At 65.2% G+C, this 26893-nt stretch carries 18 protein-coding genes and 1 pseudogene; 10 read left to right on the top strand and 9 right to left on the bottom strand.

The annotated features are described in order from the left end of the window. Positions 1–20: 20 nt before the first annotated feature. The 4 genes from pabB to grpE form a co-directional block, all read right to left on the bottom strand. Positions 21–1907, bottom strand: coding sequence for an aminodeoxychorismate synthase component I (gene pabB / locus AB3X86_RS01555; RefSeq protein ID WP_368594678.1), 1887 nt, complete (start codon positions 1905–1907; stop codon positions 21–23). A gap of 18 nt (positions 1908–1925) precedes the next feature. Beyond that, positions 1926–3065 carry a molecular chaperone DnaJ gene (dnaJ, locus tag AB3X86_RS01560; RefSeq protein ID WP_368594679.1) on the bottom strand — a complete coding sequence of 380 codons (1140 nt, stop codon included), beginning with the start codon at positions 3063–3065 and terminating at the stop codon, positions 1926–1928. 268 nt (positions 3066–3333) lie between these two features. Further along, positions 3334–5289: a molecular chaperone DnaK gene (dnaK, locus tag AB3X86_RS01565; RefSeq protein ID WP_368594680.1), complete on the bottom strand. Its 1956-nt coding sequence runs from the start codon at positions 5287–5289 to the stop codon at positions 3334–3336. Positions 5290–5620: 331 nt separating this feature from the next. Further along, complete coding sequence (grpE, locus tag AB3X86_RS01570; protein WP_176122491.1) at positions 5621–6208, bottom strand: nucleotide exchange factor GrpE; 588 nt, start codon at positions 6206–6208, stop codon at positions 5621–5623. A 363-nt stretch (positions 6209–6571) separates the two neighbouring features. On the opposite strand from grpE, the gene AB3X86_RS01575 reads away from it, so the two are divergent. Next, positions 6572–6733, top strand: a complete 162-nt coding sequence (locus tag AB3X86_RS01575) for a hypothetical protein (RefSeq protein ID WP_176109498.1) — start codon at positions 6572–6574, stop codon at positions 6731–6733. On the opposite strand, the gene AB3X86_RS01580 is transcribed toward AB3X86_RS01575, so the two are convergent. The 3 genes from AB3X86_RS01580 to hrcA all read right to left on the bottom strand — a co-directional run bounded on the left by AB3X86_RS01580 (position 6705) and on the right by hrcA (position 9389). Beyond that, the gene (locus tag AB3X86_RS01580) at positions 6705–7112 is read right to left on the bottom strand and encodes an RNA-binding S4 domain-containing protein (protein ID WP_176109499.1); all 408 of its coding nucleotides are present in this window, start codon (positions 7110–7112) and stop codon (positions 6705–6707) included. The two genes, AB3X86_RS01575 and AB3X86_RS01580, sit on opposite strands and share 29 nt — an antisense overlap. 8 nt (positions 7113–7120) lie before the next feature. Then, a complete protein-coding gene (gene hemH, locus AB3X86_RS01585; RefSeq protein ID WP_176122490.1) occupies positions 7121–8191 on the bottom strand; it encodes a ferrochelatase in 1071 nt (356 codons plus the stop codon). Positions 8192–8369: 178 nt separating this feature from the next. After that, positions 8370–9389, bottom strand: coding sequence for a heat-inducible transcriptional repressor HrcA (hrcA, locus tag AB3X86_RS01590; protein ID WP_026227992.1), 1020 nt, complete (start codon positions 9387–9389; stop codon positions 8370–8372). Positions 9390–9599: 210 nt separating this feature from the next. Here hrcA and AB3X86_RS01595 point away from each other — a divergent pair, with 210 nt between their 5' ends. Then, positions 9600–10502 carry an NAD kinase gene (locus AB3X86_RS01595; protein WP_176122489.1) on the top strand — a complete coding sequence of 301 codons (903 nt, stop codon included), beginning with the start codon at positions 9600–9602 and terminating at the stop codon, positions 10500–10502. A gap of 63 nt (positions 10503–10565) precedes the next feature. Then, positions 10566–12233, top strand: coding sequence for a DNA repair protein RecN (recN, locus tag AB3X86_RS01600; RefSeq protein ID WP_368594681.1), 1668 nt, complete (start codon positions 10566–10568; stop codon positions 12231–12233). Positions 12234–12345: 112 nt separating this feature from the next. Here recN and glnE read toward each other — a convergent pair whose 3' ends face one another. Further along, a complete protein-coding gene (gene glnE, locus AB3X86_RS01605) occupies positions 12346–15144 on the bottom strand; it encodes a bifunctional [glutamate--ammonia ligase]-adenylyl-L-tyrosine phosphorylase/[glutamate--ammonia-ligase] adenylyltransferase (RefSeq protein ID WP_368594682.1) in 2799 nt (932 codons plus the stop codon). 260 nt (positions 15145–15404) lie between these two features. Between glnE and AB3X86_RS01610 the strand changes: the two genes are divergently transcribed. The 6 genes and pseudogenes from AB3X86_RS01610 to AB3X86_RS01635 all read left to right on the top strand — a co-directional run bounded on the left by AB3X86_RS01610 (position 15405) and on the right by AB3X86_RS01635 (position 24512). Beyond that, positions 15405–19658 carry a YhdP family protein gene (locus tag AB3X86_RS01610; protein ID WP_368594683.1) on the top strand — a complete coding sequence of 1418 codons (4254 nt, stop codon included), beginning with the start codon at positions 15405–15407 and terminating at the stop codon, positions 19656–19658. A 149-nt stretch (positions 19659–19807) separates the two neighbouring features. Beyond that, on the top strand, positions 19808–20668 hold the full coding sequence (locus AB3X86_RS01615) for a carbon-nitrogen hydrolase family protein (RefSeq protein ID WP_176122486.1): 861 nt from the start codon (positions 19808–19810) through the stop codon (positions 20666–20668). Positions 20669–20755: 87 nt separating this feature from the next. Then, positions 20756–22222 carry a metalloprotease TldD gene (tldD, locus tag AB3X86_RS01620; RefSeq protein ID WP_368594684.1) on the top strand — a complete coding sequence of 489 codons (1467 nt, stop codon included), beginning with the start codon at positions 20756–20758 and terminating at the stop codon, positions 22220–22222. 340 nt (positions 22223–22562) lie between these two features. Further along, positions 22563–23636 carry a 3-deoxy-7-phosphoheptulonate synthase AroG gene (gene aroG / locus AB3X86_RS01625; protein WP_176109507.1) on the top strand — a complete coding sequence of 358 codons (1074 nt, stop codon included), beginning with the start codon at positions 22563–22565 and terminating at the stop codon, positions 23634–23636. Positions 23637–23837: 201 nt separating this feature from the next. After that, positions 23838–24183 (top strand): annotated as a pseudogene (locus tag AB3X86_RS01630) (type II toxin-antitoxin system RelE/ParE family toxin). Beyond that, positions 24180–24512: a helix-turn-helix domain-containing protein gene (locus tag AB3X86_RS01635; protein ID WP_008923434.1), complete on the top strand. Its 333-nt coding sequence runs from the start codon at positions 24180–24182 to the stop codon at positions 24510–24512. Before AB3X86_RS01630 ends, AB3X86_RS01635 begins: the two are co-directional and overlap by 4 nt. Positions 24513–24574: 62 nt before the next feature. Here AB3X86_RS01635 and AB3X86_RS01640 read toward each other — a convergent pair whose 3' ends face one another. After that, positions 24575–25129: a cob(I)yrinic acid a,c-diamide adenosyltransferase gene (locus tag AB3X86_RS01640; RefSeq protein ID WP_368594685.1), complete on the bottom strand. Its 555-nt coding sequence runs from the start codon at positions 25127–25129 to the stop codon at positions 24575–24577. 221 nt (positions 25130–25350) lie between these two features. Between AB3X86_RS01640 and AB3X86_RS01645 the strand changes: the two genes are divergently transcribed. Beyond that, a complete protein-coding gene (locus tag AB3X86_RS01645; protein ID WP_368594686.1) occupies positions 25351–26769 on the top strand; it encodes an FAD-linked oxidase C-terminal domain-containing protein in 1419 nt (472 codons plus the stop codon). The last annotated feature ends 124 nt before the right edge of the window (positions 26770–26893 follow it).

Consider the following 26893-nt stretch of genomic DNA (forward strand, 5'->3'; position numbering starts at 1 on the left):
TTCCCGTTTGTTTCAGTGCTCTAACTGACAACCCGTGCGGGTATCGCGCCGCGCAGCGCGTTGCACACGAGCAGCGCTTCGGCGTTCAGCACGTCCTGCTGCGTCAGCACTTTTTCACCCGCCTGCAGGTCCGAGGCCCCGGCGAGCAATACGCTTCGCATCACGCCAGGCAGCACGCCCGACGCGAGCGGCGGAGTCCACCATCGTCCCCCTAGCTTCACGAACACGTTCGATCTGCCGCCCTCGGTCAGTTCGCCCCGTTCGTTGAAGAACAGCGTATCGAAGGCGCCCTTCGCCTCGGCTTCGCGCCAGCCGCGGTCGTAGTCGGCGCGGCGCGTGGTCTTGTGGCGCAGCAGCGGATCGGCGGCCTGGGTCGGCGTGAACTGCGCTTCGGGGCCGAGCAGAACCCCAACGATCGCATCCGTCAACGGCGTAAGTATCGCGGCGGTGAACTGCGTCACACCGCTTTTGCTCAACGCAAGCCGCATACGATGCGGCGTCTGCGCCGGCAGCGTGGCGCACCGCGCTGAAATCTCCTCGCGAATGCGCGCTTCGTCGAACCCGAAACCAAGGGTCGCGGCGCTCGACGACAAGCGCCGCAAATGCCGCTCGACATGCCGCACGCCGTCTTCCCGCGTTGCGTACATCGTTTCGAACAGTTCGAAGCCGGGCTCGGCGCCGGTCAGAAAACGTGCTTTCAATCGACACTCCTCGTGCTCGTCGGCGGCCACGCTGTCGAGCACGATGCCCGCGCCGATACCCATGCTGCCGCGCAGACCGTCCGTGCCGCCCGCTTGCGCCGTCGACGCGGTCAATGTCAGCGTGCGGATCGCGACCGACATGCAGAAGTCGCCGCAATCCTGATCATCGTCCGGTGCATCGAGCCAGCCGATCGCGCCGGTATAAAGTCCGCGCGGCGTGCTTTCCAGTTCGTCGATCAGCTGCATCGTGCGATGCTTCGGCGCACCGGTAATCGAACCGCAGGGAAAGAGCGCGCGCAGGATCGTCGCGAACGAGGTGCCATCGAGCAACGTCGCCTCCACTGTCGACGTCATCTGCCACACCGACGCGTACGGCTCGACCGAAAACAGCGCCGGCACATTGACCGAACCGATCCGCGCAACCCGCGACAGATCGTTGCGCAGTAGATCGACGATCATCACGTTCTCGGCGCGGTTCTTCAGATCGGTGGCGAGGAACTCGGCGTTGCCGCGGTCGATGGCGGGATCTTGCGAGCGCGGCGCCGTGCCCTTCATCGGCCGCGCGCGCAACGTCGGGCCGTGCTTCTCGACGAACAATTCGGGCGAACACGACAGCACCCACGCATCGTCGGGCAACGCGATCAGCGCGCCGAACGACACCGGCTGGCGCGCGCGCAAACGCCGATAGAACGCAAGCGGCGAACCGAACACGTCGAAGCCGAGGCGGTACGTGTAGTTGACCTGATAGGAATCGCCCGCGCGCAGCGCAGCGTGAATCGCGTCGATCGACGCATCGAATTCGGCGCGATCGACGCTCTCGCGCAAGTTCGCCGTACCCGCGACCGACGGCTCCGGAGCACCGTTGTCACGCGTCAACAGCCACGCGTCGACCTCGTCGCGCGCAAGCTTCGCACAGCGTTCGAACAATAAAAAACGCAGCGTGGCATTGCCACGCTGCGTTTCAGTGGACCGAAGCTTGTCGATACCGACGAGCCCACGACCAAATTCATAGTCGGCCAGCACGACGGCGTGCAGGCCGTTGCGGGTATCGGCCGCGACGCTGTCGCACACCGCTTCGAGCTGCGCCGCCTCGGTGCAGACCCGCTCGCGCACGAAACCCGTGTACAAGCGGCTCGACGGACGCGCCGCCGTTGCACCGCAATCGTCAAGCAGCGCGAACACCGCGCCGCGCCTGTCCACCGTCATCCTGACCGCCAAATCAGATCAATCGAAAAAGCTCTTCACCCGATCGAACCAGCTCTTGCTCTGCGGACTATGCCGCGCACCGCCTTCCACGAGCGCCTTTTCGAACTGCTTGAGCAGGTCGCGCTGCGCTTCGGTGAGCTTGACCGGCGTTTCGACCTGCACATGCACGTAGAGATCACCGGCGATGCTCGAACGCAGCCCCTTGATGCCCTTGCCGCGCAAACGGAACGTCTTGCCCGACTGCGTGCCTTCCGGCACGGTGAAAGTTGCGCGACCGGCCAGCGTCGGCACTTCGATATCGCCGCCAAGCGCCGCGGTGGTGAACGGGATCGGCATCTGGCAATGCAGATCGTCGCCGTCGCGCTCGAACACCGAGTGCTGCTTGATATGAATCTCGACGTACAGATCGCCCGACGGTCCGCCGTTGATGCCCGGCTCGCCATTGCCGGCCGAGCGGATGCGCATGCCGTCGTCGATACCGGCCGGGATCTTCACTTCGAGTGTCTTGGTTTCCTTCACCTTGCCCGCGCCGTGGCAGTGATTGCACGGGTCGGGGATGTAGGTGCCGCTGCCGTGGCACTTCGGGCAAGTCTGCTGGATGCTGAAGAAGCCCTGCGACATGCGCACCGAACCCGAGCCGCTACAGGTCGGGCAGGTTTCCGGCTTGGTGCCCGGCTTCGCGCCCGAGCCATGACAGACTTCGCACGAAACCCAGCTCGGCACGCGGATCTGCGTGTCGTAGCCGTGTGCGGCCTGCTCGAGCGTGATTTCCATGCTGTAGCGCAGATCCGCGCCGCGATACACCTGCGGGCCCGCGCGGCCGCCTCCGCGTGCGCCGGCGCCGGCCGCCTGGCCGAAGATGTCGCCGAAGATGTCGCCGAATGCATCGGCAAAGCCGCCGAAACCTTGCGCACCGGCCCCACCCATGTTCGGATCGACGCCCGCGTGACCGTACTGATCGTACGCGGCGCGCTTTTGCGAATCCGACAGCATTTCATAGGCTTCCTTCACCTCCTTGAAATGCTCTTCCGCATCCTTGTTGCCCGGATTGCGGTCGGGGTGGTGCTTCATCGCGAGCTTGCGATAAGCCTTCTTGATTTCGTCGTCGCTCGCGTTCTTTGCGAGGCCCAGAACCTCGTAGTAATCCCGTTTCGCCATATCGGTTCAACGCCGCCGCGCAAAGCGACGCGGTAGCTCCTTGTGAATGCTGTGGAGTCTCACGACTCGTCCGGCCGCTGTCTGCGCCGCGTCTCGACACGGTTCAAAACAACGCCCTCCATAAAACGAACGTGCCCGGAGAGCCCAAAAGGCTCGCCAGGCGCGAAAAACCGCTCTTGCACTCAAGGCGCCCAAAGGGCGCCGATCTCGTGCAGCCGGGCCGCGCACATCGCTGTGCACGGCTTTACGGTCGGATGCCGACCTGGCTTTAGTCCTTCTTCACTTCCTTGAACTCAGCGTCGACCACGTCGTCGGCCTGCTGGCTCGCGCCCGTCGATGCACCGGCACCCGCACCGCCCGCCGCGCCCGCTGCCGCTTCGGCACCTTGCGCAGCCTGCATGTCGGCGTACATCTTCTCGCCCATCTTCTGCGAGGCCGTGGCCACCGCTTCGATCTTCGCTTCGATCGCGGCCTTGTCGCTCGAGCTGCTCTTCAGCGTGTCTTCGAGTTCCTTCAACGCGGCTTCGATCTTGTCCTTCTCACCCGCTTCGAGCTTGTCGCCGTACTCGGTCAGCGCCTTCTTCGTGCTATGGACGAGTGCGTCACCCTGGTTGCGGGCGTCGGCCAACTCACGCAGCTTGTGATCTTCTTCAGCGTTCGCTTCCGCATCCTTCACCATCTTCTCGATTTCGGCTTCGGACAGACCCGAGTTCGCCTTGATCGTGATGCGGTTTTCCTTGCCGGTCGCCTTATCTTTCGCGCCGACGTGCAGGATGCCGTTCGCGTCGATGTCGAAGCTCACTTCGATCTGCGGCACGCCGCGCGGTGCCGGCGGAATGCCTTCGAGGTTGAACTCGCCGAGCAGCTTGTTGCCCGCTGCCATTTCGCGTTCACCCTGGAACACCTTGATCGTCACGGCGCTTTGATTGTCGTCAGCCGTCGAGTAGACCTGTGCGTGCTTGGTCGGGATCGTGGTGTTCTTGTTGATCATCTTCGTCATCACGCCGCCGAGCGTTTCGATGCCGAGCGACAGCGGGGTCACGTCGAGCAGCAGCACGTCCTTGCGGTCGCCCGACAGCACCTGGCCCTGGATCGCGGCACCAACGGCCACGGCTTCGTCCGGGTTCACGTCACGGCGCGGGTCCTTGCCGAAGAACTCCTTTACCTTTTCCTGCACCTTCGGCATACGGGTCATACCACCGACCAGGATCACGTCGTCAATTTCGCCGACCTTCACGCCCGCGTCCTTGATGGCCACGCGGCACGGCTCGATGGTGCGCTCGATCAGTTCTTCAACCAGCGCTTCCAACTTCGCACGCGTAATCTTCAGGTTCAGGTGCTTCGGACCCGACGCGTCGGCCGTGATGTACGGCAGGTTGATTTCGGTCTGCTGGCTCGACGACAGCTCGATCTTGGCCTTTTCAGCCGATTCCTTCAGGCGCTGCAGCGCGAGCACGTCTTTCGACAGATCGACGCCCTGTTCCTTTTTGAACTCGCCGATGATGTAGTCGATGATGCGCTGGTCGAAGTCCTCACCGCCGAGGAACGTATCGCCGTTCGTGGACAGCACTTCGAACTGCATTTCACCGTCGACGTCTGCGATTTCTATGATCGAGATGTCGAACGTGCCGCCGCCGAGGTCGAACACGGCGATCTTGCGGTCGCCCTTTTCAGCCTTGTCCAGACCGAATGCCAATGCGGCCGCGGTCGGTTCGTTGATGATCCGCTTCACTTCCAGACCGGCAATGCGGCCTGCATCTTTGGTCGCCTGACGCTGGCTGTCGTTGAAGTACGCCGGCACCGTGATCACGGCTTCCGTGACGGTCTCGCCGAGGTAGTCCTCAGCGGTCTTCTTCATCTTGCGCAGCACTTCGGCCGAGATTTGCGGCGGCGCGAGCTTCTGGTCGCGCACTTCGATCCATGCGTCACCGTTGTCGGCCTTGATGATCTTGTAGGGCATCAGGCCGATGTCCTTCTGCACTTCCTTCTCTTCGAAGCGGCGACCGATCAGGCGCTTGACCGCGAACAGCGTGTTCTTCGGGTTCGTGACCGACTGACGCTTGGCCGGCGCGCCGACCAGGATCTCGCTGTCTTCCATGTAAGCGATGATCGACGGCGTGGTGCGCGCGCCTTCCGAGTTCTCGATGACCTTGACCGAGTTGCCTTCCATGATCGCCACGCACGAGTTGGTCGTGCCGAGGTCGATGCCGATGATTTTGCCCATTTTTACAAATCTCCTGACTTTGATCGCTGCGGAAAGCGCCCGGTTGGCCCATCTGGCGGCGGGACGATCCGCTCTCAATTCCTACCTGCACTCAAAATAAGTGCGGCCACATCGTTTTCAAGACCTCTATCGCGATGCGGTCTTTAATTTTTTTCAATCACGGGGCGGCCTCGTGAATCCTAGCTGCGAGCCCGCTCCGCCAGCCTGCACGGCGCCCCGGCGGGGTTCGCCGGAAGTGCCTGAATCGACTGGATGTTTTGCGGCGCGCGGCGATGCGAAGCGACGAAGCAGACGCCGCCGGCGTGGACGCCCGGGGTGCGCTTCGACGTGCTTACTTCGGCGCGGCGACGGTCACGAGCGCGGGACGCAGCACACGATCTGCGATCACGAAGCCCTTTTGCAGCACCGCGACGACGGTGTTCGGCTCCTGGTCGGCCGGTACCATCGAAATGGCCTGATGGCGATGCGGGTCGAACTTCTCGCCGACCGGGTTGATGGCCACGACGCGACCCTTCTCGAGCGCGCCGCTCAACTGGCGCAGCGTGAGCTCGACGCCTTCGCGGACCTTCTGCAGGTCGTCGGACGAATGGGCGACGGCCGCCTCGAGGCTGTCGACGACCGGCAGCAGATGCTCGGCGAAGTTCTCGATCGCAAACTTGTGCGCCTTGGCGACGTCTTCCTGAGCGCGGCGGCGCACGTTTTCGGTTTCGGCCTTCGCGCGCAGGAAGTCTTCCTGCAACTCGGCGATCTTCGCCTGAGCGTCGGCCAGCGCCTGCTCGGCGGCAGCCTGGGCGGATTCAGTGGTGGCGCCGGTGTCCTGCTGTTGAGTGGCGGCCTCAGCCGCCTCGGCGGCCTGGCGCGCGGCTTCGTCGGCGGGCGTGGGATTCTGGCTCGTCGGGTTCTCTTGCGTGTTTTCCATGTCGCTGAAAGTCGTTAAAAAGTAAAAGCAAAGACGGAAATAGCCGTTCCGACACAGTACGATTCGTGCTTTGCAAAATCGCGACACGTGTCTTCGCGCCGATCCGCCAGACCGGACCCCAGATGGGGCCTGAAATAGCCGTTTCAAGCGGCTCCGAGGTTTTTTCGCACCACCGTCGTGCAGGCGAAATGCGCCGTAACAGGCATTCACGTGGCGTAATCAGATAGGGATTGAGTGCAGCCCGCAACTGACCTATTCTCCAGTCATGGAGCGGCAACGCACGTTAACCCTAATTTGACGTACGCCTTACCGACACCTGACAGTCGTTCCGATAGCCCGTTTCAGCCCATCGAGGGGAGTACCGTGAAACTGACCGTTGCAATCGGGGTGGTCGCACTGGTACTGATCGCGGGCACCACGACCATCTGCATGTCCGGCGCGGTTAACGACCACACCACCGAGTACGGTGGCGCACACGCCACGGTCGAGCAGTTTTTTAGTTCCCACCCGAAAATCTGTCGATAGTGCGCCGGTCGCGTTTCGTCGGTCGCCCGTGCAGCGCGGCGGCCGGCTCGTGATACACCTTGCGCCGTTCCTGCTCGACCTGCCGCTTCTCCTTGCTCTGCGCGGTTTCAACGTAAAGCGTCTGCGCCACGCTCGCCGGGCCGCGCACGTCGCACACGCCCAGCACCTCGACCTGCCACACGTAGCGCTCGATCTCGATTTCGACCAGATCGCCGACACGCACGTCCTTGGCCGGCTTCACGGCCGCGCCGCCGATGCGCACCCGCCCCTTGTCGACCGCATCCGCGGCCAGCGAACGCGTCTTGAAGAAACGCGCGGCCCACAGCCATTTGTCGATGCGCAGTTTCGCGCCCGGTTCGGTTGAGATGCGGTAGTTCATCTGCGTATTCAAGCTCCTGTCGTGTGCGGCACCGGCACCGCCTGCACCGGCCAGCCCTGCAGATGCTGCGCGACGATTTCGCCGAGCGCGGCAACCCACGGCTGAGACGCGTTCAAACAGGGAATCCGGTGAAACTCCTTGCCACCCGCCTGCAGAAATTCGTCGCGCACTTCCATGCCGATTTCCTCGATCGTTTCGAGGCAGTCGGCGGTGAAACCCGGACAAAACACGTCAGCACGCCGCACGCCTGCCGCGCCCAGTTCCTTCAACGTCGGCGCCGTGTAGGGCTGCAGCCATTCGGCCTTGCCAAAGCGCGACTGGAACGTGATGCGGCATTCGACCGGCGTCAACTCCAGCGCCTGCATCAGCAGCGCGCCGGTCTGCTGGCATTGCTCGTGATAGGGGTCGCCGAGGTCGAGTGTGCGCTTGGGCACGCCGTGGAAACTCAGCACGAGCTTGTCGCCCGCCGCGAAATCGGGGCGGCCGTGCAGATGCCAGTGATGACGCACCTGCGCGGCGAGCGCCGCTATATACGCCGGGTGATCGGCGTACTGGCGAACCGTGCGGATTTCCGGCTGGTTGCGCATGCGCTTGAGCGCGGAAAAGGCTTCGTCGAACGCGGTCGCCGTGGTCGACGCCGAATACTGCGGATACATCGGCATCAGCAGCACGCGCTCGGTGCCGGCGAGCTTCAGCTGGTTCAGCATTGCCGGAATGCCGGGCGTGCCGTAGCGCATCGCGTAGTCGACCAGCACCGTGTAGTCGTTGACTTGCAGCAGATGGCGCAAGCCCTCGACCTGCTTTTCGGTGTGCACGCGCAGCGGCGAGCCCTCAGGCATCCACACCGCCGCGTACTTCTTCGCCGAGCTGCGGCCGCGAAACGGCAAGATCAGCAGACGCAGAATCAGCTGCCACAGCAGCGCGGGAATTTCGACCACGCGAGGATCGGACAAGAACTGCGCGAGATAGCGGCGCACCGCGCGCGGCGTCGGCGCGTCGGGCGTGCCGAGGTTGATCAGCAACACGGCGACGCGATGCGATGTGGCGTTCTGTGACGGCCGCTCGAGGTCGAAGCGCATAGGCAGCAGAAATCACCGCTTCACGCGGCGAGTCGATTCAATGGAAATTCATTATAGCGGCGCGGGTTCGGCCGGGAGTCGCCGGACCCTGGCCATTCGGACGATTGGCAGACGCCGCCCGTTCGCGCATCATGGCCGGCACGGGCTGCGATGACGGCGGCGCCGCGGAGCGCGAGGACTACTGCTGGCTGAGTGTCATGGACAACAGCCGCGCGGTGATGTCCACGATCGGAATCACGCGGTTGTAGGCCATGCGGGTCGGTCCGATCACACCGAGCGTGCCGACGATCTTGCCGTTCACCTCGTACGGCGCGGTGACGACGCTCATTTCCTCGATCGGCACCAGCGTCGATTCGCCGCCAATGAAAATTTGCACACCCGCCGCGTGACTCGACACGTCGAGCAACTGAAGGAGGCTGGTCTTCTGGTCGAACACATCGAACAGCTTGCGCAGGCGCGCCATGTCCGACGAAAGATCGGCGACTTCGAGCAGATTGCGCTCGCCGGAGATAAGCACAGTTTCGCCGGTATCGGATTCGTCGGTGCTCGCGGTAACGGCCGCGTGCATCAACGAGGTCATGTCGCCGCGCAGCTCGTCGATTTCCTCGCGCAGGCGGCGGCGCACTTCGTCGAACGAGAGGCCCGCGAAGTGCGCGTTGATGTAATTGGAGGCTTCCACCAGCTGCGAAGGCGAAAAGTCGCGCTGGGTGGCGAGAATGCGGTTCTGGACGTCGCCTTCGGGCGTCACGATGATCAGCAGAATGCGCTTGTCGGACAGGCGCATGAATTCGATCTGCTTGAATACGTGGCTGCGGCGCGGTGTGAGCACCACGCCGGCGAACTGCGACAGGTTGGACAGCACGCTCGCCGCCGCGGCGACGATCTTCTGCGGCTCGCCCACCTGCAGCGTGGTTTTGACCGCGCGCATCACCGCTTCTTCGTCGGCGGCGGATTCGACCGTCAACATCGTGTCGACGAACAGACGGTAGCCGCGTGGCGTCGGAATGCGCCCCGCCGACGTATGCGGACTGATCACGAGCCCCAGATCCTCGAGGTCCGACATCACGTTGCGGATCGTGGCCGGGCTCAGCTCGAGGCCCGAATAACGTGACAGCGTGCGCGAGCCGACCGGCTGACCTTCGGCGATGTAGCGCTCGATCAGCGTTTTGAGGAGGGTTTGTGCGCGAGGATCTAGCATGACGAAAAATTTTAGCTCAATGGCATCGCAGCCGCGAGCGCCCGCGGCGCCCGCTCCCGGCCAATGCGGCGCCGTCAGCGGGCGCGCAGGTCATCGGGTCTTCATCATTCTAACGATAATCGCGACATGCGCAGACGCCCCGCGTGCGCCGGCCCGCTACCGGGTTGGCCTGCGGTTCTTTTCAGGCCCTACCTATGGTGTAATGCCGGCATGCAAGTGACCAGCCAGTTCAAGACCGTCGCGCTCGTCGGGCGCAGCAATACGCCAGGCATCGGCGAGCCGCTGACCGCGCTCGCCGCGTGCATCGCGAAGCTCGGCCTCGAAGTCGTGTTCGAAGCCGACACCGCCGCCGAGATCGGCGTAACCGACTATCCGGCGCTGCGTCCCGCCGAGATCGGCGCGCGCGCCGACGTCGCCGTGGTGCTCGGCGGCGACGGCACGATGCTCGGCATCGGTCGCCAGCTCGCGCCATATCGCACGCCCTTGATCGGCATCAACCACGGACGGCTCGGCTTCATCACCGACATTCCGATCTCCGACATGCGCGAGATCGTGCCGCAAATGCTGTCCGGCAATTTCGAGCGCGAGGAGCGCGTGCTGCTCGAAGCGCGCATCGTGCGCGACGGCACGTCGATCTATCACGCGCTCGCGTTCAACGACGTGGTGGTCAACCGTAGCGGTTTTTCGGGCATGGCGGAGCTGCGCGTGTCGGTCGACGGCCGTTTCATGTACAACCAGCGCTCGGACGGCCTGATCGTCGCGACGCCGACCGGCTCGACCGCGTACGCGCTGTCGTCGCAGGGGCCGATCCTGCATCCGCAATTGCAGGGCTTCGTGCTCGTGCCGATCGCGCCGCACGCGCTGTCGAACCGGCCGATCGTGCTGCCGGACGACTCGAAGGTCAGCATCCAGATCGTTTCCGGGCGCGAAGTGAACGTCAATTTCGACATGCAGTCGTTCACGTCGCTGGAGCTCGGCGACACGATCGAGGTGCGTCGTTCGCGTCACACGGTGCCAATGCTGCATCCGGTCGGCTACAGCTATTACGCGACGCTGCGCAAGAAGCTGCACTGGCACGAGTACCCGTCGCACGAAGAAGACCCGAGGCCGTAAGCGGCGCTTTCATGCCCACGCCGCCGCGGCCGCCAACCGAATCCAAGCTACCCGACGACCTCCATGCTTCGCCACCTCTCGATACGCGACTTCGTCATCGTCGCCGCGCTCGACCTCGAATTCGACAGCGGCTTTACCGTTTTCTCGGGCGAAACCGGCGCCGGCAAATCGATCCTGATCGACGCCCTCGCGCTCGCGCTAGGCGCCCGCGCCGAGGCGAGCGTCGTGCGCACCGGCGAGAGCCGCGCCGATATCACCGCGGAGTTCGAAACGCACGCGCAGGTCGATCAATGGCTCGACGCGCAGGCGCTCGGCGCGGCCGACGACGGCCAGCACGGCGGCACCGTGATGCTGCGGCGGGTGGTCGACGCGAACGGCCGCTCACGCGCGTTCATCAATGGCACGGCCGCGACGCTCGCGCAGCTGCGCGAGGTCGGCGAAATGCTCGTCGATATTCACGGCCAGCATGCGCACCAGTTGCTGATGCGCCCGGAAGCGCAGCGCGAGCTGTTCGACACCCACGCGGGCCTGTCCGACCTGGCCGCCGCCGTGACACGCGCGTGGCGCACGTGGCGCGACAAGGCGCAGGCGGTCGAGCACGCGCAAACGCGCGATCGCGAGCTGCAACTCGAACGCGAGCGACTCGCGTGGCAACTCACCGAACTCGACAAGCTCGCGCCGCAGCCGGGCGAATGGGAAGAGGTCAACACCGAGCATCGGCGGCTGTCGCATTCCGCGAATCTCATCGACGGCGTGCAGGGTGCGCTCGGCGCGCTCTCCGAATCGGACGACGCGATGATCACGCATCTCGGCTCGATCGTATCGAAGGTGCGCGACCTCGCGGAGATCGACCCGGCGCTGAACGACGTGCTCGCCGCGCTCGAACCCGCCGAGATCCAGTTGCAGGAAGCCGCGTATTCGCTGAGCCACTACGCGCAGAAGCTCGAACTCGATCCGGAGCGGCTCGCGCAGGTCGAAAAGCGCCTCGACGCGCTGCACTCGGCCGCGCGAAAATTCCGCCTGCAGCCCGAGACGCTGCCGGAAGAACACGAAGCGCGCCGCAAGCAATTGGCCGCGCTCGACGCCGCCGCCGACCTCGACGGCCTGCGCGCCGCCGAGGCGCAAGCGAAGGACGCGTTCGTCGCCGAGGCTAAAAAACTGTCGAAGGCACGGGCCAAAGCAGGCAAGGCGCTCGGCGAGGCGGTCACGACCGGCATGCAGGAACTGTCGATGAAAGGCGGCAGCTTCGAAGTCGCGCTGGTGCCGTTGCCCGAAGGCGGTGCGCATGGGCTCGAGCAGATCGAGTTCCGCGTGGCGGGTCACGCCGGCGTGCCGCTGCGGCCCCTCGCGAAAGTCGCGTCGGGCGGCGAACTCGCGCGTATCAGTCTCGCGCTCGCAGTGATCGCGAGCGCGGCCAGCCCGACACCGACGCTGATCTTCGACGAAGTGGATACGGGCATCGGCGGCGGCGTGGCCGAAGTGGTCGGGCGGCTATTGCATCAACTCGGCGAGGCGCGCCAGGTGTTGTGCGTGACTCATCTGCCGCAGGTCGCGGCGCGCGGCGATCATCATTTCCAGGTCGCAAAGATGAGCAACGGCACCGGCGGCACGCTCAGCAGCGTGACCTCGCTCGACAAGGCGAGCCGCATCGAGGAAGTCGCGCGCATGCTCGGCGGCCTCGAAATCACGGCGACCACGCGCAAGCACGCGAAGGAAATGCTGGCCGCCTGAGATTGCGCCGTGCGCAGCTCACCGCACACGGCCTGAGTCGGATTGGCCGGGACGTCACACCGATCCCGGCCGCGCATGCTGCGCTGGCGCTACGCGAAATGCGCAAGCGCCTTTACCCAAACACCCTCTTCCACAACGCCAGCACCGCCTCGCGCTCGGCCGCGACCAGCGCCGGATCGACCCGCGCCTTCTCCATCCCATCGAGCCGCAGCGTGTGCTGCAGCTTGCGATAGCGCCGATAGGCGGCGCCGACCGTCTCCGCTTCCGCTTCGCTCATCAGCCCGAAACGCGACACTTCACGCAGCAGCGCGATGTTGCCGGTATTGCGGATCAGTTCGGGATCGCGCGCCGCATGCAGCAGCACCCAGTACTGCACGGTGAACTCGATATCGACCATGCCGCCGCGGTCGTGCTTCAGGTCGAATAGCGCCGGCGTCTGGTTCGGGTGACCCGCTTCGACACGCGCGCGCATCTCGACGATCTCTTTCGCGAGCGGCGGCGCTTCGCGCGGTGTCGTCAGCACCTGTTCGCGAATCGCCTCGAACTTCGCGCCGATCTCCGGGTCGCCCGCACAGTAGCGTGCCCGCGTCAGCGCCTGATGCTCCCACACCCACGCGGTATTCGCCGCGTCGCCCTCGCGCAGCTGGTAGCGGCGGAACGCGTCGAGATCGGTGACGAGCAGGCCCGACTCGCCGTTGGGCCGCAGCCGCAGATCGATGTCGAACAAGGTGCCGGCGCCGGTCGCGGTGGTCAGCCATGTGATCAGGCGCCGCGTGAAGGTGGCGTAGACGTCGGCCGCGGCATCGTCGGGATCGTCATACAGGAAGATCAGGTCGAGGTCCGACGCGTAGCCGAGCTCCTTGCCGCCGAGCTTGCCGTAGGCGATCACCGCGAAGCGCGGCACGTCGCGGTGACGTTTGGGCAACTGATTCCACACGGCTTCGATCGTCACGTCGAGCACCGCGTCGGCGAGCTCGGACAGCCGATCGCTGACGTGCTCGACGGACAGCTTGCCGGCAAGATCGATCAGCAAAATGCGGAACACCTCGGCCTGATGCGCGTGGCGCAGCAGATCCATCTGCTGCTCGACGCCGTCGGCGGCGGCGAGCCGCAAGCGCAACGTACGCTTGAATTCGGGCCAGTCGAACGGGCTGTTGATCGCCTCGCCGTCGAGCAGTTCGTCGAGCAGCTGCGGGTGGCGGATCAGATAGCCGGCCGCCCAGCGCGAGCCGCCCAGCACCGACAGCACCTGGTGCAGCGCCTGCGGATACTCGGTCAAGAGCGCCAGATACGCGCCGCGCCGGCTCACCGCTTCGAGCAGATCGAACAGGCGCGCGACCGTATCGCCGCGCCGGCCGGCCGGCTCCAGCGTGCGCGCAGCTTCGAGCGCGCGCTGCGCGACGATGTCGAAGCGCTGCCGGCTGCGCTCGTTCAGGCCCGTGTAGCGCGACGAGCGCCACACCGCCTGCAGCCGCGCGAGCAACTCGCCGGGTTCGGCCACACCGAGTTCGATGAGGCGCGCGCGCAGCGCGTCGTCGGCGCTATCGTCGGCGAGCGCACTGCTCCACACCCACGCGGCCGCGCCGTCCTCGGGCGCGCCGCAGCCGTCGCGGCCGCCCACCTTGTCGGCGAAAATCTGGTCGAACTGCTGTTCGACGAACTCGCGATGCGCGTCGAGCTTAGTCATCAATTCCGGGTAGTCGTCGCAGCCCATCGCGCGCGCGAGCGCCGCGCGGTCTTCGGCATCGATGGGCATCGCGTGAGTCTGCGCGTCGTTGCGATATTGCAAGCGATGTTCGAGCTCGCGCAGAAAGCGATACGCCTGCGACAGCTTCAGGCACACCGACGGGTCCATCAACCCATGCGTGGCCGCATGGCGCAGCACGGCGAGCGTCGGCCGCACGCGAAAGCCGGCGTCCTGGCCGCCGCGGATCAGCTGGAACACCTGCGCGCTAAACTCGATTTCACGGATGCCGCCTCGGCCGAGCTTGATGTCGTCGGCCTTGTCGGGGCGCATCGACGCGCGGCGCTGCGCCTCCTGGCGGATCTGCAGATGCAGCGCGCGGATCGCGCTGATCACGCCGAAATCCAGATAGCGTCGATAGACGAACGGCGTGACGATCGCATCGAGCTGCTTCTGCAGCCGCTGCGCCGCGGCGCTTGCGCCCTCGGACACGAGCCGGCCCTTGATCCACGCGTAGCGCTCCCACTCGCGGCCCTGCACGTAGAAATACTCTTCGAGCATGCCGAGGCTGCACACGAGTGGCCCCGAATCGCCATTCGGCCGCAGACGCATATCGACACGAAACACGTAGCCGTCGGCGGTGACTTCCGCGAGCGCGCCGATCAGCCGCTTGCCGAGCCGCGTGAAGAACTCCTGGGTCGCGAGCGGCGAGCGCTGGCCGCCGGTCGTCTCGCCATCGTCCTCGTAGACGAAGATCAGATCGATATCCGACGACACGTTCAGCTCGCGCCCGCCGAGCTTGCCCATGCCGACCACGCCGAGCGTGAGCCGCTCGCCCTGCTGGTCGCGCGGCTCGCCATACAGCGCTTCCAGCTCGGCGCTCAGCACCGTCAGCGCGCGCTGGATCGTCGTTTCCGCGAGATCGGTCATCGCGCCGGTGACTTCGGCGATATCGGCTTCGCCGGCCAGGTCGCGCTCCATCACCGCGCAGAACACTTCGGTGCGCAACTGGCGCAGCGCGCGTTTCAGCGCATCTTCATTGACCGGCGCACCGGCGGGGCCAGCCGCCTCGGCGCACAGTGCGTCGAGACGCGCGTCGATGCGCTCGCGCGTCAGCGGTTCGTCGGCCAGCGCGCTGACATGCGCGACCAGTTGCGGGCGGGCCGCGGCGGCGCGCGCGGCATAGTGCGAATAGCTGGAACTCAGGAGGGTTGCGTCAGTCATCAAAAATCTGGCTCGCTCGTTGCTTGATCGAATTTGTCCGGCGGTATTCTGACGATGTGGGGTGTCGTTTCGGGGTCGCTGTCATATCGTTCTATTGTGCAACCGGCACCCGGCGGCAAGCATGCCGAAGCCCGTGCCGAACGGCCTCGCGAATCCCCGTCACGGGCTTTCGGACAGGGTTTGCAGGAAGTCCGCCGACACTTTCCCGTGTGTTACATTTCGTCGTTAACACGCAAAACTACCATACGCCCAGCCGCCGCAGCATGTCCGAGCGAAACGAATCCGCCGACCCGCAAGCCCCATCGCAGGTCCGGCATGTGAGCGGAAGCGACCACATCGTGTTGCGTCGGACGTTGCGCGTGCTCGCCACGCTCGCACTCGTCCTCTATTTCATCGCGGGCGGAGTGTTTCTGGGTTTGCGGTACGTGGTGCTGCCGCGAGTCGACACGTTCCGGCCGCGCATCGAAGCCGCAGTCTCCGACAAGCTGCACACCCAATTCACGATCGGCCGGCTCGCGCCGCACTGGAGCGGCTTCCAGCCTGGGCTCGACGTCACCAACCTCGTCATCCGCGATCACGACGGCCAACCCGCGCTGACGATTCCGCACGCCACCGCGACGGTATCCTGGCGCTCGCTATGGGAGTTTCATCCGGCGCTGTCGAGCCTGATCGTCGATCAGCCGGACGTGCTGGTGTCGCGCAGCGACGACGGCGTGCTGTCGGTCGCGGGCGTGCCGGTACCGACGCGCCACAGCGGCAACGACGCGCTGTCCACCTGGTTGTTGCGTCAGCAGGCGATCGTCGTGCGCGGCGGCGTGCTGCGCTGGCGCGACGCGACCCGCCACGAGCCCGAGCTGGCGCTGCGCGATATCCGCATCGCGATCCTCAATGACGGCCGCGACCACCGCATGGCGCTGCAGGCACCGCCCGACGGCAGCGTGCTGAAAGGCCCGCTCGACTTCCGCACGCACTTTCGCCACGCGCCGCTCTCCGCGATCGGCAAGCCGATCAACTGGAGCGGCCAGGTGTATATGTCGACGGGCCCGGTCGATCTGCCGACTCTCGCGCGCTACGTCGAATTCCCGATCGAGACGTTCGCCGGCCGCATCGACAATGCAATCTGGATCGACTTCAGCGAAGGCCGCATGAACCAGGCGACCGGCCAGCTGAACGGCAACGACGTCGCGATGCGGGTGCGCCCGACCCAGCCAAAGCTGCTCGTGCCGATCGCCCACTTTCTGTGGCGCGTCGAGGCAGACGACGGCGAGTACCGGCTGCAGTTGTCGGACCTGCGTGCCGAGCTCGGCCAGCCGCCGCTCGAAGACGGCACGCCGCTCACGCGCATCCTGCGCTTCCGGACCCTCGACAGCCGCTACCGGACCGCGTCGCAGCAGCACGGGCAGCTTTTGAGCATCAGCGGCGATCGCGTCGATCTCGGCATCCTCGCCGAATTCAGCCGCGCGCTGCCGTTGCCGCGGCACTTTCTGAACGAACTCGTGCGCATCAATCCGCGCGGGCTGGTCGCGAACTACGTGATCGAGGTCGAGCGCGACAAACCGGAATCCGGAGAAGTGGGCAGCGACCATCGGCCGACGGGTGCGGAGCCGATCGAGCGTTATCGCTTCAAGGGCGATCTGCAGGGCATCAGCTTCGCCGCCCAGGAGCCGGGGCCGGGCCTGACGCCGCGCGGCCACCCGCGCGCCGGCATTCCCGGCATCGAGAACCTGTGGGGCACCGTCGACGCCGACGAAAAAGGCGGCCGCGCGAACCTCGATACGTCCAACGTGGCGATCACGCTGCCAGGCGTGTTCGACGATCCGCGTCTGACGCTCGCGCGTCTGCGCGGCCGCGCCGAGTGGACGATGGGCAAGAAGGCACCGGGCGACACGCGTCCCGCGTTCGCGGTCAAGCTCAACGATTTCAGCGTATCGAACTCCGACGTCGAGGCAAGCGCGACCGCGAGCTACAGCAATCCCGGCCACGGCCGCGGCTCGCTCGACCTGAAAGCCGACTTCCGGCGCGCGCAGGTGACCCGTATCGCCCGCTATCTGCCGACCGCGGTCAGCGAAAAGCTGCGTATTTACCTAGACCACGGCCTGCAGGCTGGCGTGTCGCGCGGCGGCACGATCGAAGTGCACGGCGACCTGACCAAGTTCCCCTACGCACGCGACGCCGACGCCGGCCTCTTCCACATCGTCGCGCCGTTCACCGGCGGCAAGTTCGATCCGACGCCGTTCCCGCCGCGCAACATGCGCAACGGCACGCCAAACGTTTGGCCGCCGCTCGACGGCATCGACGGCGTGTTCGAGCTCAAGCAGAACGTGCTGCGCTTCGACATCGACCGCGGCCGTTACAAGCGCGTCGCGCTGACCGGCGTGAACGGCCGCATCGACGACCTCGGCACCAAAGGCTCGAACCTCACCATCCAGGGCAATGGCCGGGGCCCGCTCGCCGACATGCTCGACTATGTGAACCGCAGCTCGCTCGGCATCATGGCGCGGCATCAGACCGAAAAGATTCGCGCGGAAGGGCCTGCATCCCTCGCGCTGAAGCTGACGATCCCGCGTACGCCGAAGCCGCATGTCGGCGTCGAAGGCGCGCTAGGCTTCCTGAACAATCGCCTGAGCGTGAGCAATGCGCCGCCGCTGTCGCGGCTGAACGGCCGGGTGCGCTTCACCGAACGAACGGCCGAGGTCGAGCGGCTCTCCGGACAGTTCCTTGGCGGCGACGTGCATGCGAACGGCGGCTTGCGGCAAGACGGCACATACGCGCTCGCGCTCAACGGCCACATCGCCGTCGATGCCGCGCGCGAGCTGCATCCGCCTGGCGCGGCCGCGCAGGTGCTAACGCATATGAGCGGCAGCGCGCCTTATGCGTTGCGCGTCGCCGGCGCGAGGGGCCGCCTGCCGCAGGTCAGCGCCAACTCGGATCTGAGCGGCCTCGCTCTCGATTTTCCAGCACCGTTCGAGAAGCAGGCCGGCACACCGATGCCGCTGCATTTCGCGGTCAATCCGTCGACGGTGCCGGGCGAAGCCGGCCTCGAACGCGCCGACCTGACGCTGGGGCCGGTCGCCGCCGCGTATCTGCTGCGCTATCGGCCGAGCGCGCAGCCGCGTACGCCACCGACCGTCGTGCGCGGCGCGATCGGCGTGAACCGGGCGGTCGAGCTGCCGTCCGAGGGCGTGGTCGCCGCGGTGGACATCAAGGAGTTCAACGCGGATGCCTGGCGCGCGCTCGCCGCGCAGTTGCGCGCGGGCGCGGCCGGCGCGAATGGCGTGAACGGCGGCGCGAACGGCGGCAATAGCGCAACCAACGCCAGCAGCGCGACCACCCCCGCCGCCGCGCCGAATCCGATGCTCACGCAGTTCCTGCCAAACCGCTTCGCGCTGCACATCGACACGCTGACGCTTCTCAAGCGTCACTGGGACAACGTGATCGTCGGCGCGTCGCACATGGACCGCACGTGGCAGGCGAACATCGCGTCGAATCAGGTGTCCGGCCACGTGTCGTGGCTGCCGGGCGTGACCCGCGAATCGCCGGGAGAACTGCAGGCGCGCTTCGCACGCGTCGTGATTCCATCGGTCGCGGACAAGGACCTGCTCGGCCCGGCGATGTCGGCGCCCGCGCTGAACATGCCGTCGATCGATCTGGTCGTGAACGAGCTGATCGTGCACGACCGCAACGTCGGCCGGCTCGAGGTCGACGCGCACAACTACGACGAGAACGGCGTGCCGGTGTGGCAGCTCGACAAGCTCGACGTGACGAACCCTACCGCGACGCTCACCGCGACCGCGAACTGGCGCACCTCGACCGAACTGCCCATCTCGGCCGACGAAGCCACGCCGCGCCGCACCGTGTTCGATTTCAAGCTCGACATCAAGGACGCTGGCGCGATGCTCGAGCGCTTCGGTCTGCCGAGAACGCTCAAGGGCGGCATCGGCTCTATCCAGGGCAAGGCCGTGTGGCAGGGCGGCCCGACCACGATCGACTATTCGACGCTGAACGGCAACCTCGCGCTCGATCTGCGCCACGGCCAGATCCTGAAAGTTGATCCAGGCGTCGCAACGCTGCTCGGCGTTCTGAGCCTGCAAAGCCTCGCGCGCATCGCCACGCTCGATTTTCGCGACGTGCTCGGCGAGGGCTTGCCGTTCTCGAGCGTGACCGGTACCGCGCAGATTCATGACGGCATCGCCCGCACCGACAACTTCAGGATGGTGACCGCGCCGGCCCGCGCCGAAATGGTGGGCTCGGTCGACATCGCGCAGAGAACCCAGAACCTGCACCTGCACGTGATACCGACCGTCAGCGCCGGCTCCGCGGTGATCGCCGCGACGATCATCAATCCGCTGATCGGCCTCGGCGCGCTGGTCGCCGATATCGCCTTCACACATGGGGTGTCGCACGTGTTCGCGCGCGACTACGCGATCACCGGTTCGTGGTCCAAACCGCAGGTTCAGCGGGTGACGGGCGAACGGGGTAAGATTGACGCTCCGGCTTCGACCGTGGAAGCGCACTGAGCTTCGGTTTCCCTGGCGCCGCTGTCTCGTTCCACGCGGCCGCTCGTGCCGCTCTGCCGACTCGATGCGCCAACGGGGCCGAGCCAGCCCAGAACCATGCGGTGCCCGCGCTTCATACCGCCACCCGCCGGGAGTCTTTCGACACGCTCATGAGCGAAACACACGTCACATCATCCGCATCCGCCGCAACGTCCGGCTCTGTCGCCAGCCCCTTTCGGGTCGCCGCGCTGCAGATGGTCAGCACGCCGGATCGCGATCGCAATCTCGCCGACGCAGAGCGCCTGATCGCCGAAGCCGCCGCCGACGGCGCGCAGCTCGTGCTGCTCCCCGAGTATTTCTGTTTCATGGGCTTCAAGGACACCGACAAGCTCGCCGTGCGCGAGCCGCATCGGGATGGCCCGATCCAGCGCTTTCTGGCCGACGCCGCGCGCCGCCACCGGCTCTGGGTGATCGGCGGCACTCTGCCGCTGAACGCGCCGGAGGCGTCGCGCGTGCTGAACACGACGCTGGTGTTCGACCCGCTCGGCAACGAAGCCGCGCGCTACGACAAGATCCACCTGTTCAACTTCGAAAAAGGCGATGAATCGTTCGACGAAGCTCGCACGATCCGGCCCGGCACCTCGGTGCAAAGCTTCGAGGCGCCATTCGGCCGGGTCGGCCTGTCGGTCTGCTACGATCTGCGCTTTCCCGAGCTGTACCGGCGCCTGGGCGACTGCGCGCTGATCGTGGTGCCGTCCGCGTTTACCTACACGACCGGCCGCGCGCATTGGGAGCTGCTGCTGCGCACCCGCGCGATCGAAAACCAGTGCTACGTGCTCGCCGCGGCGCAGGGCGGCAAACATGAAAACGGCCGCCGCACCTGGGGCCACAGCATGCTGATCGACCCGTGGGGCGAGATCGTCGCGGTGCGCGACGAGGGCGCCGGCGTGGTCGCGGGCAACCTCGAACGCGCGCGCATCGACGAAGTGCGGCAGAGCCTGCCGGCATGGCGTCACCGCGTGCTGACCTGAAACCGACATTGAAACTGCCGCGCCTGCCACGCATATACCGACGCAGGCGCTCCCCGACCCCTTCGTATCGAGCAGAACATACTTCGCATGAACATCATCGAACCCGGTATCCGTAATCTCGCCGCCGCCAAGGACATCCTCCTCACTCCCTATGGCCTCGACGAGTCGCTGCTCACGCGCACGCTCGCCGAAATCTTCACGCACCGCGTCGACTACGCGGACCTGTACTTCCAGACCACCCGCAGCGAAGCGTGGAGTCTCGAGGAAGGCATCGTGAAATCGGGCAGCTTCAGCATCGACCAGGGCGTCGGCGTGCGCGCCGTGTCGGGCGACCGTACCGCGTTCGCCTACTCGGACGACCTGTCGCCCGAAGCGATCCGCCAGGCGGCCATCGCCACGCGCGCAATCGCCAGGGCGGGCGGCGGCAAGCAGAAGATCAAGGTGGCGTCGTCGCTGACCGGCATCGCCGGACGCGATCTGTACCTGCCGTCCGACCCGCTGCATTCGCTCGACGCCACCGCGAAGGTCAAGCTGCTCGAGCGCATCGAACAGATGGCGCGCGGCCGCGATCCGCGCATCCAGCAGGTGATGGCGGGCTTGGCCGGCGAATACGACGTGGTGCTGGTCGCACGCAGCGACGGCGGCTTCGCGGCCGACATCCGGCCGCTCGTGCGCGTGTCGGTCACTGTGATCGCCGAGCAGAACGGCCGCCGCGAAATCGGCAGCGGCGGCGGCGGCGGACGTTTCGACTACGGCTATTTCACCGATGAAGTGCTGTCGCGCTATGTCGACGATGCGGTGCACGCGGCCCTCGTCAATCTCGACGCGCGTCCGGCGCCGGCCGGCGCAATGACCGTCGTGCTCGGCCCGGGCTGGCCCGGCGTGCTGCTGCACGAAGCAATCGGTCACGGGCTCGAGGGCGACTTCAACCGCAAGGGCTCGTCGGCGTTCGCGGGACGCATCGGCGAGCAGGTCGCCGCGAAGGGCGTCACCGTGGTCGACGACGGCACGCTGCCGAACCGCCGCGGCTCGCTCAATATCGACGACGAAGGCAATCCGACCCAGTGCACGACGCTGATCGAGGACGGCATCCTGAAGGGCTACATCCAGGACACGCTGAACGCGCGCCTGATGAAGATGCCGGTCACCGGCAACGCGCGGCGCGAATCGTACGCGGCGCTGCCAATGCCGCGCATGACCAACACGTACATGCTCAACGGCGACAAGGACCCGCAGGAAATCCTCGCGTCCGTGAAGAACGGCCTGTATGCGGTGAACTTCGGCGGCGGTCAGGTGGACATCACGAACGGCAAGTTCGTGTTCTCGGCCTCCGAGGCGTACATGATCGAGAACGGCAAGATCACGTATCCGGTCAAGGGCGCGACGCTGATCGGCAGCGGCCCGGAATCGCTGAAGTACGTCACGATGATCGGCAACGACATGAAGCTCGATTCGGGCGTCGGCGTGTGCGGCAAGGAAGGCCAGAGCGTGCCGGTGGGCGTCGGTCAGCCGACGCTGCGCATCGAGAAGATGACGGTCGGCGGCACGGCCTGATTACTCGGCGAATGCACGCTTTGCGCACGCAAAACGCGAAGCGTGCGGGTTTTCCGCATTTTTCGACGCCCCGGCTTGTCACCCGAGCCTGTACCGGGTTATAAAGTCACTCACCCTTTTTTGACCAGCGACGCATTCACTTCGCCATGTCCGCCAAGTTTTATTTTTACTTTTTTTGGTATCTCAGACCGCTGGCGGATCGAGAGGGGTGTTAGTACACGCAGGACACCGAGAATTCCCGAAAAACCGCCAGCTAGCCTGGCGGTTTTTTTTCGCCTCGCGCTTTTCGATACCTATTTGACCTACGCGAACACGCTACGAACCGATTCAGGAGAACCACATGCCCCCGCACAATACCGACGATGTCCGCATCCGCGAATTGAAGGAACTCACGCCGCCCGCTCACCTGATCCGCGAGTTTGCTTGCGACGAGACGGTGTCCAACGTGATCTACGAATCGCGCACCGCGATGCATCGCATTCTGCACGGCATGGACGACCGTCTGATCGTCGTGATCGGCCCGTGCTCGATTCACGATCCGAAGGCCGCCATCGAATACGCGGGACGCCTGATCGAGCAGCGCAAGCGCTTCGCCGGCGAACTCGAAGTCGTGATGCGCGTGTACTTCGAAAAGCCGCGCACGACGGTGGGGTGGAAGGGTCTCATCAACGACCCGCACATGGACAACAGCTTCAAGATCAACGAAGGTCTGCGCACCGCGCGCGAGCTGCTGCTGCGGATCAACGAACTCGGTCTGCCCGCCGGCACCGAGTACCTCGACATGATCAGCCCGCAGTACATCGCGGATCTGATCTCGTGGGGGGCGATCGGCGCGCGCACGACCGAATCGCAGGTGCATCGCGAGCTGGCTTCGGGACTGTCGTGCCCGGTCGGCTTCAAGAACGGCACGGACGGCAACGTGAAGATCGCCGTCGACGCAATCAAGGCCGCTTCGCAGCCGCACCACTTCCTGTCGGTCACCAAGGGCGGGCACTCGGCGATCGTATCGACCGCGGGCAATGAGGACTGCCACGTCATTCTGCGCGGCGGCAAAACGCCGAACTACGACGCCGACAGCGTCAATGCGGCCTGCGCGGACATCGGCAAGGCGGGTCTCGCCGCGCGTCTGATGATCGATGCGAGCCATGCGAACAGCTCGAAAAAGCACGAAAACCAGATTCCGGTGTGCGCGGACGTCGGCCGTCAGATCGCCGCGGGTGACGAGCGCATCGTTGGCGTGATGGTGGAGTCGCACCTCGTCGCGGGTCGCCAGGATCTGAAGGAAGGCTGCCAGCTCACGTACGGCCAGAGCATTACCGATGCATGCATCGGCTGGGACGAAAGCGTCGCCGTGCTCGAAGGCCTTGCCGAAGCGGTCAAGCAGCGCCGCGTCGCGCGCGGCAGCGGCAACTGAACGCCTGCCCCGCCGCCATCGCGGGGGCTTGTCGGTAGTCCGTAGAAAACCCGGTTCGATTTCGAACCGGGTTTTTTATTGGCCATTCGGACGAATGGTACTAAGCCGGCCGCCTCGCTATCGTCATAGCTCGTTGCCTGGTTGCTTGCACGACTTGACCGGGCTGGAGAATGCGTATAATATTTTGTACATGAGGTGGCGATGGAGCAGGAAAAAGAAATTCGCTGGTTAGGCTCCAGCTACCGTGATTTGCCTTGCTTTTCCCAACGAAGCGCGTCGTCTCGCCGGGTTTCAGCTTCACAAGATCCAGTCAGGACTCGACCCTGACGACTGGAAACCGTTCGAGTCTATCGGCGCGGGAACTCGCGAAATTCGCATCAGAGACGAGGACGGTATTTTTCGCGTGATGTACGTGACCAAATATGCCGAAGCGCTGTACGTGCTGCATTGCTTTCAGAAGAAAACGCAGAAGCTCGGACCGCGCGACAGAAAAATTGCCGAAACGCGCTATCGCGCCATCACTCATTACAGGACCACCCAGCCATGACGATCGACACCAACATTCGTCACGTAACGCGAGCCGGCGCGAACGTGTTCCTCGAACTCGGTTTTTCGGCCGAGGAAGCGAAGCGCCTTCACGCGGCGTCGCAAAAGCAGATCAACGATACGCGGCTGCTCAAGGAACAATTGATGACGGAGCTGTCCACGTGGATCGAACAGCATCATCTGAAGCAGGCCGAGGCGGCCGAAATTCTGATGGTGTCGCGTCCGCGCGTGTCAGACGTCGTCAACAAGAAAACCACCAAGTTCACGATCGACACGCTCGTTGAAATGCTGAGCCGCATCGGCAAGCCGGTTACGCTCGCCGTCGGTTGAGCGGTTGAGCGTCGGCTCGTGCGAAGCTCAGTACCTATCTATATGCGGATGGGCGTCGCCGCTCAAGGCGTGCCGCGATCGTGCTGCCACAGCACGTCGGTGCCGCCGTCCGCGCGATTGAGCACGCGCGCCAGCACGAACAGCAGATCGGACAGCCGGTTCACGTACTGACGCGGCGCCGCGTTCAGCGTCTCGTGTTCGCCAAGCGCGACGATCGCGCGCTCCGCTCGGCGGCAAACTGTACGGCACACATGCGCAAGCGCAGCCGCGCGCGAACCGCCCGGCAGAATGAATTCCTTCAGTGGCGGCAGCGTGGCGTTGTAGTCGGCGAGCCAGCCGTCGAGCTGCGCGAGATGCCGCTCGGTGATCATCGTGTGACCGGGAATGCACAGCTCGCCGCCCAGATCGAACAGATCGTGCTGAATCGCGATCAGCGCCGCGCGTACGTTTTCGGGCAGGTTCTCGCACAACAGCACGCCGAGGTTCGAATTGAGTTCGTCGACATCACCGATCGCGGCGATTCGCGCGCTGTCCTTGCGCACACGGCGGCCGTCGCCGAGACCGGTGGTGCCGTCGTCGCCGGTGCGAGTGGCGATCTTGCTGAGCCGATTGCCCATGATGCTCCCCTGTATTCAGTGACGATGCGGCCACCACGTTTGTCCATATTGCACGCATCGCGAAATCGCCGCCATTATATGAGCGGAAGCCGGCGCAGCGCCGTCCGGCGGGCGAACGGCGTAAAATGAAACGGCTGCTGCAAACAGGCTGTTATCTAAAGAAACTTTCATCGGACCGGAGTAAGCGTTGAAGCGCCAACTCCGCTCGACAGGAGACATGCGTGAACCATCCCGTACCGCCGGCCCCGCTTCGCCGGCCGTTTCCCGCCGAATTGCTGAACCAGCTCAAAGCCGCTTTCGGCGATCGGATCTCGGTTGCCGAAGCCGTGCGTGCGCACCACGGCCGCGACGAATCACCGTTCGATCCACAACTGCCTGACGCCGTCGTCTTCGCGCGCACGAGCGAAGACGTGCAAACCGCCGTCAAGCTATGCGGCCAGTTCGACGTGCCGATCATTCCGTACGGCAATGGCTCGTCGCTCGAAGGACATCTGCTTGCCGTGCAAGGCGGCGTGTCGATCGATCTGTCGGAGATGAACCGGGTGTTGTCGATCAACGCCGAAGACCTGACCGTCACCGTCGAGCCCGGTATCTCGCGCAAGCAGCTGAACGAAGCGCTGCGCGATACCGGCCTGTTCTTCCCGATCGACCCGGGCGCGGACGCGAGCATCGGCGGCATGTCGGCGACCCGCGCGTCGGGTACCAACGCCGTGCGCTACGGCACGATGCGCGAGAACGTGCTCGGCCTGACGGTCGTGCTCGCCGATGGCCGCGTGATCAAGACCGGCTCGCGCGCGCGCAAATCGTCGGCGGGTTACGACCTCACGCGCCTGTTCGTCGGCTCGGAAGGCACGCTCGGCGTGATTACCGAAATCACGCTGCGCCTCTATCCGCAGCCGGAGGCGGTGTCGGCCGCGGTGTGCACGTTCCCGTCGATGGGCGATGCGGTGCGCGCGGTCATCGAGACGATCCAGATCGGCGTGCCGATCGCGCGTGTCGAGTTCGTCGATTCGCTGGCGATCCGCTCGATCAATCGCCATTCGAATCTGACGCTGCGCGAAGCGCCCACCTTGTTCTTCGAATTTCACGGCACCGAGGCCGGCGTCAAGGAACAGGCCGAACTCGTGCAGGAAATCGCCGCGCAAAATGCCGGCGAAGGCTTCGAATGGGCGACGCGCCCCGAAGACCGCAGCCGCCTGTGGAACGCGCGTCACAACGCCTATTTCGCGATGCTGCAACTGAAGCCCGGCTCGCGCGCCGTGACTACCGACGTCTGCGTACCGATCTCGCGTCTGGCGGAGTGTGTGGTCGAAACGGAGCAGGATCTGTTGGCGTCGCCGCTGCCCTGCCCGATCGTCGGCCATGTCGGCGACGGCAATTTCCACGTCGCAATCCTGATCGATCCGGACAAGCCCGAAGAGCTCGAAGAAGCCGAACGCCTGAACCATCGCATCGTGCAGCGCGCGCTGCGCATGGACGGCACCTGCACCGGCGAGCATGGCGTCGGTCTGCACAAAATGGGTTTTCTGCTCGAGGAGCATGGCGACGTCGCGGTCGACACGATGCGCTCCATCAAGCACGCGCTGGACCCCCGCAATCTGATGAACCCGGGCAAGATTTTCGCTTGGGCGGCGGCCTGATCTACATTGAGAAGGCCGGCCGCGACAAGCCGCCGGCCGGAACACGCAAGTGACGCGAAGCAGGCCGCCCGAAACAGCCGGCTCGAACCTGGAAGCCGGACCGGCGCAAGCCACGAGGAGACAA

Source organism: Paraburkholderia sp. BR14374, from assembly GCF_040948685.1.
Classification (GTDB): domain Bacteria; phylum Pseudomonadota; class Gammaproteobacteria; order Burkholderiales; family Burkholderiaceae; genus Paraburkholderia; species Paraburkholderia youngii.

Coding starts and splice junctions, on each gene's coding strand:
- AB3X86_RS01615 (WP_176122486.1), top strand. CDS start 19,808: ATGAGCGAAACACACGTCACATCATCCGCATCCGCCGCAACGTCCGGC.
- hemH (WP_176122490.1), bottom strand. CDS start 8,191: ATGCGCTTCGACCTCGAGCGGCCGTCACAGAACGCCACATCGCATCGC.
- dnaK (WP_368594680.1), bottom strand. CDS start 5,289: ATGGGCAAAATCATCGGCATCGACCTCGGCACGACCAACTCGTGCGTG.
- AB3X86_RS01610 (WP_368594683.1), top strand. CDS start 15,405: ATGTCCGAGCGAAACGAATCCGCCGACCCGCAAGCCCCATCGCAGGTC.
- AB3X86_RS01635 (WP_008923434.1), top strand. CDS start 24,180: ATGACGATCGACACCAACATTCGTCACGTAACGCGAGCCGGCGCGAAC.
- AB3X86_RS01580 (WP_176109499.1), bottom strand. CDS start 7,112: ATGAACTACCGCATCTCAACCGAACCGGGCGCGAAACTGCGCATCGAC.
- aroG (WP_176109507.1), top strand. CDS start 22,563: ATGCCCCCGCACAATACCGACGATGTCCGCATCCGCGAATTGAAGGAA.
- dnaJ (WP_368594679.1), bottom strand. CDS start 3,065: ATGGCGAAACGGGATTACTACGAGGTTCTGGGCCTCGCAAAGAACGCG.
- AB3X86_RS01595 (WP_176122489.1), top strand. CDS start 9,600: ATGCAAGTGACCAGCCAGTTCAAGACCGTCGCGCTCGTCGGGCGCAGC.
- tldD (WP_368594684.1), top strand. CDS start 20,756: ATGAACATCATCGAACCCGGTATCCGTAATCTCGCCGCCGCCAAGGAC.
- recN (WP_368594681.1), top strand. CDS start 10,566: ATGCTTCGCCACCTCTCGATACGCGACTTCGTCATCGTCGCCGCGCTC.
- hrcA (WP_026227992.1), bottom strand. CDS start 9,389: ATGCTAGATCCTCGCGCACAAACCCTCCTCAAAACGCTGATCGAGCGC.
- pabB (WP_368594678.1), bottom strand. CDS start 1,907: ATGACGGTGGACAGGCGCGGCGCGGTGTTCGCGCTGCTTGACGATTGC.
- AB3X86_RS01640 (WP_368594685.1), bottom strand. CDS start 25,129: ATGGGCAATCGGCTCAGCAAGATCGCCACTCGCACCGGCGACGACGGC.
- grpE (WP_176122491.1), bottom strand. CDS start 6,208: ATGGAAAACACGCAAGAGAACCCGACGAGCCAGAATCCCACGCCCGCC.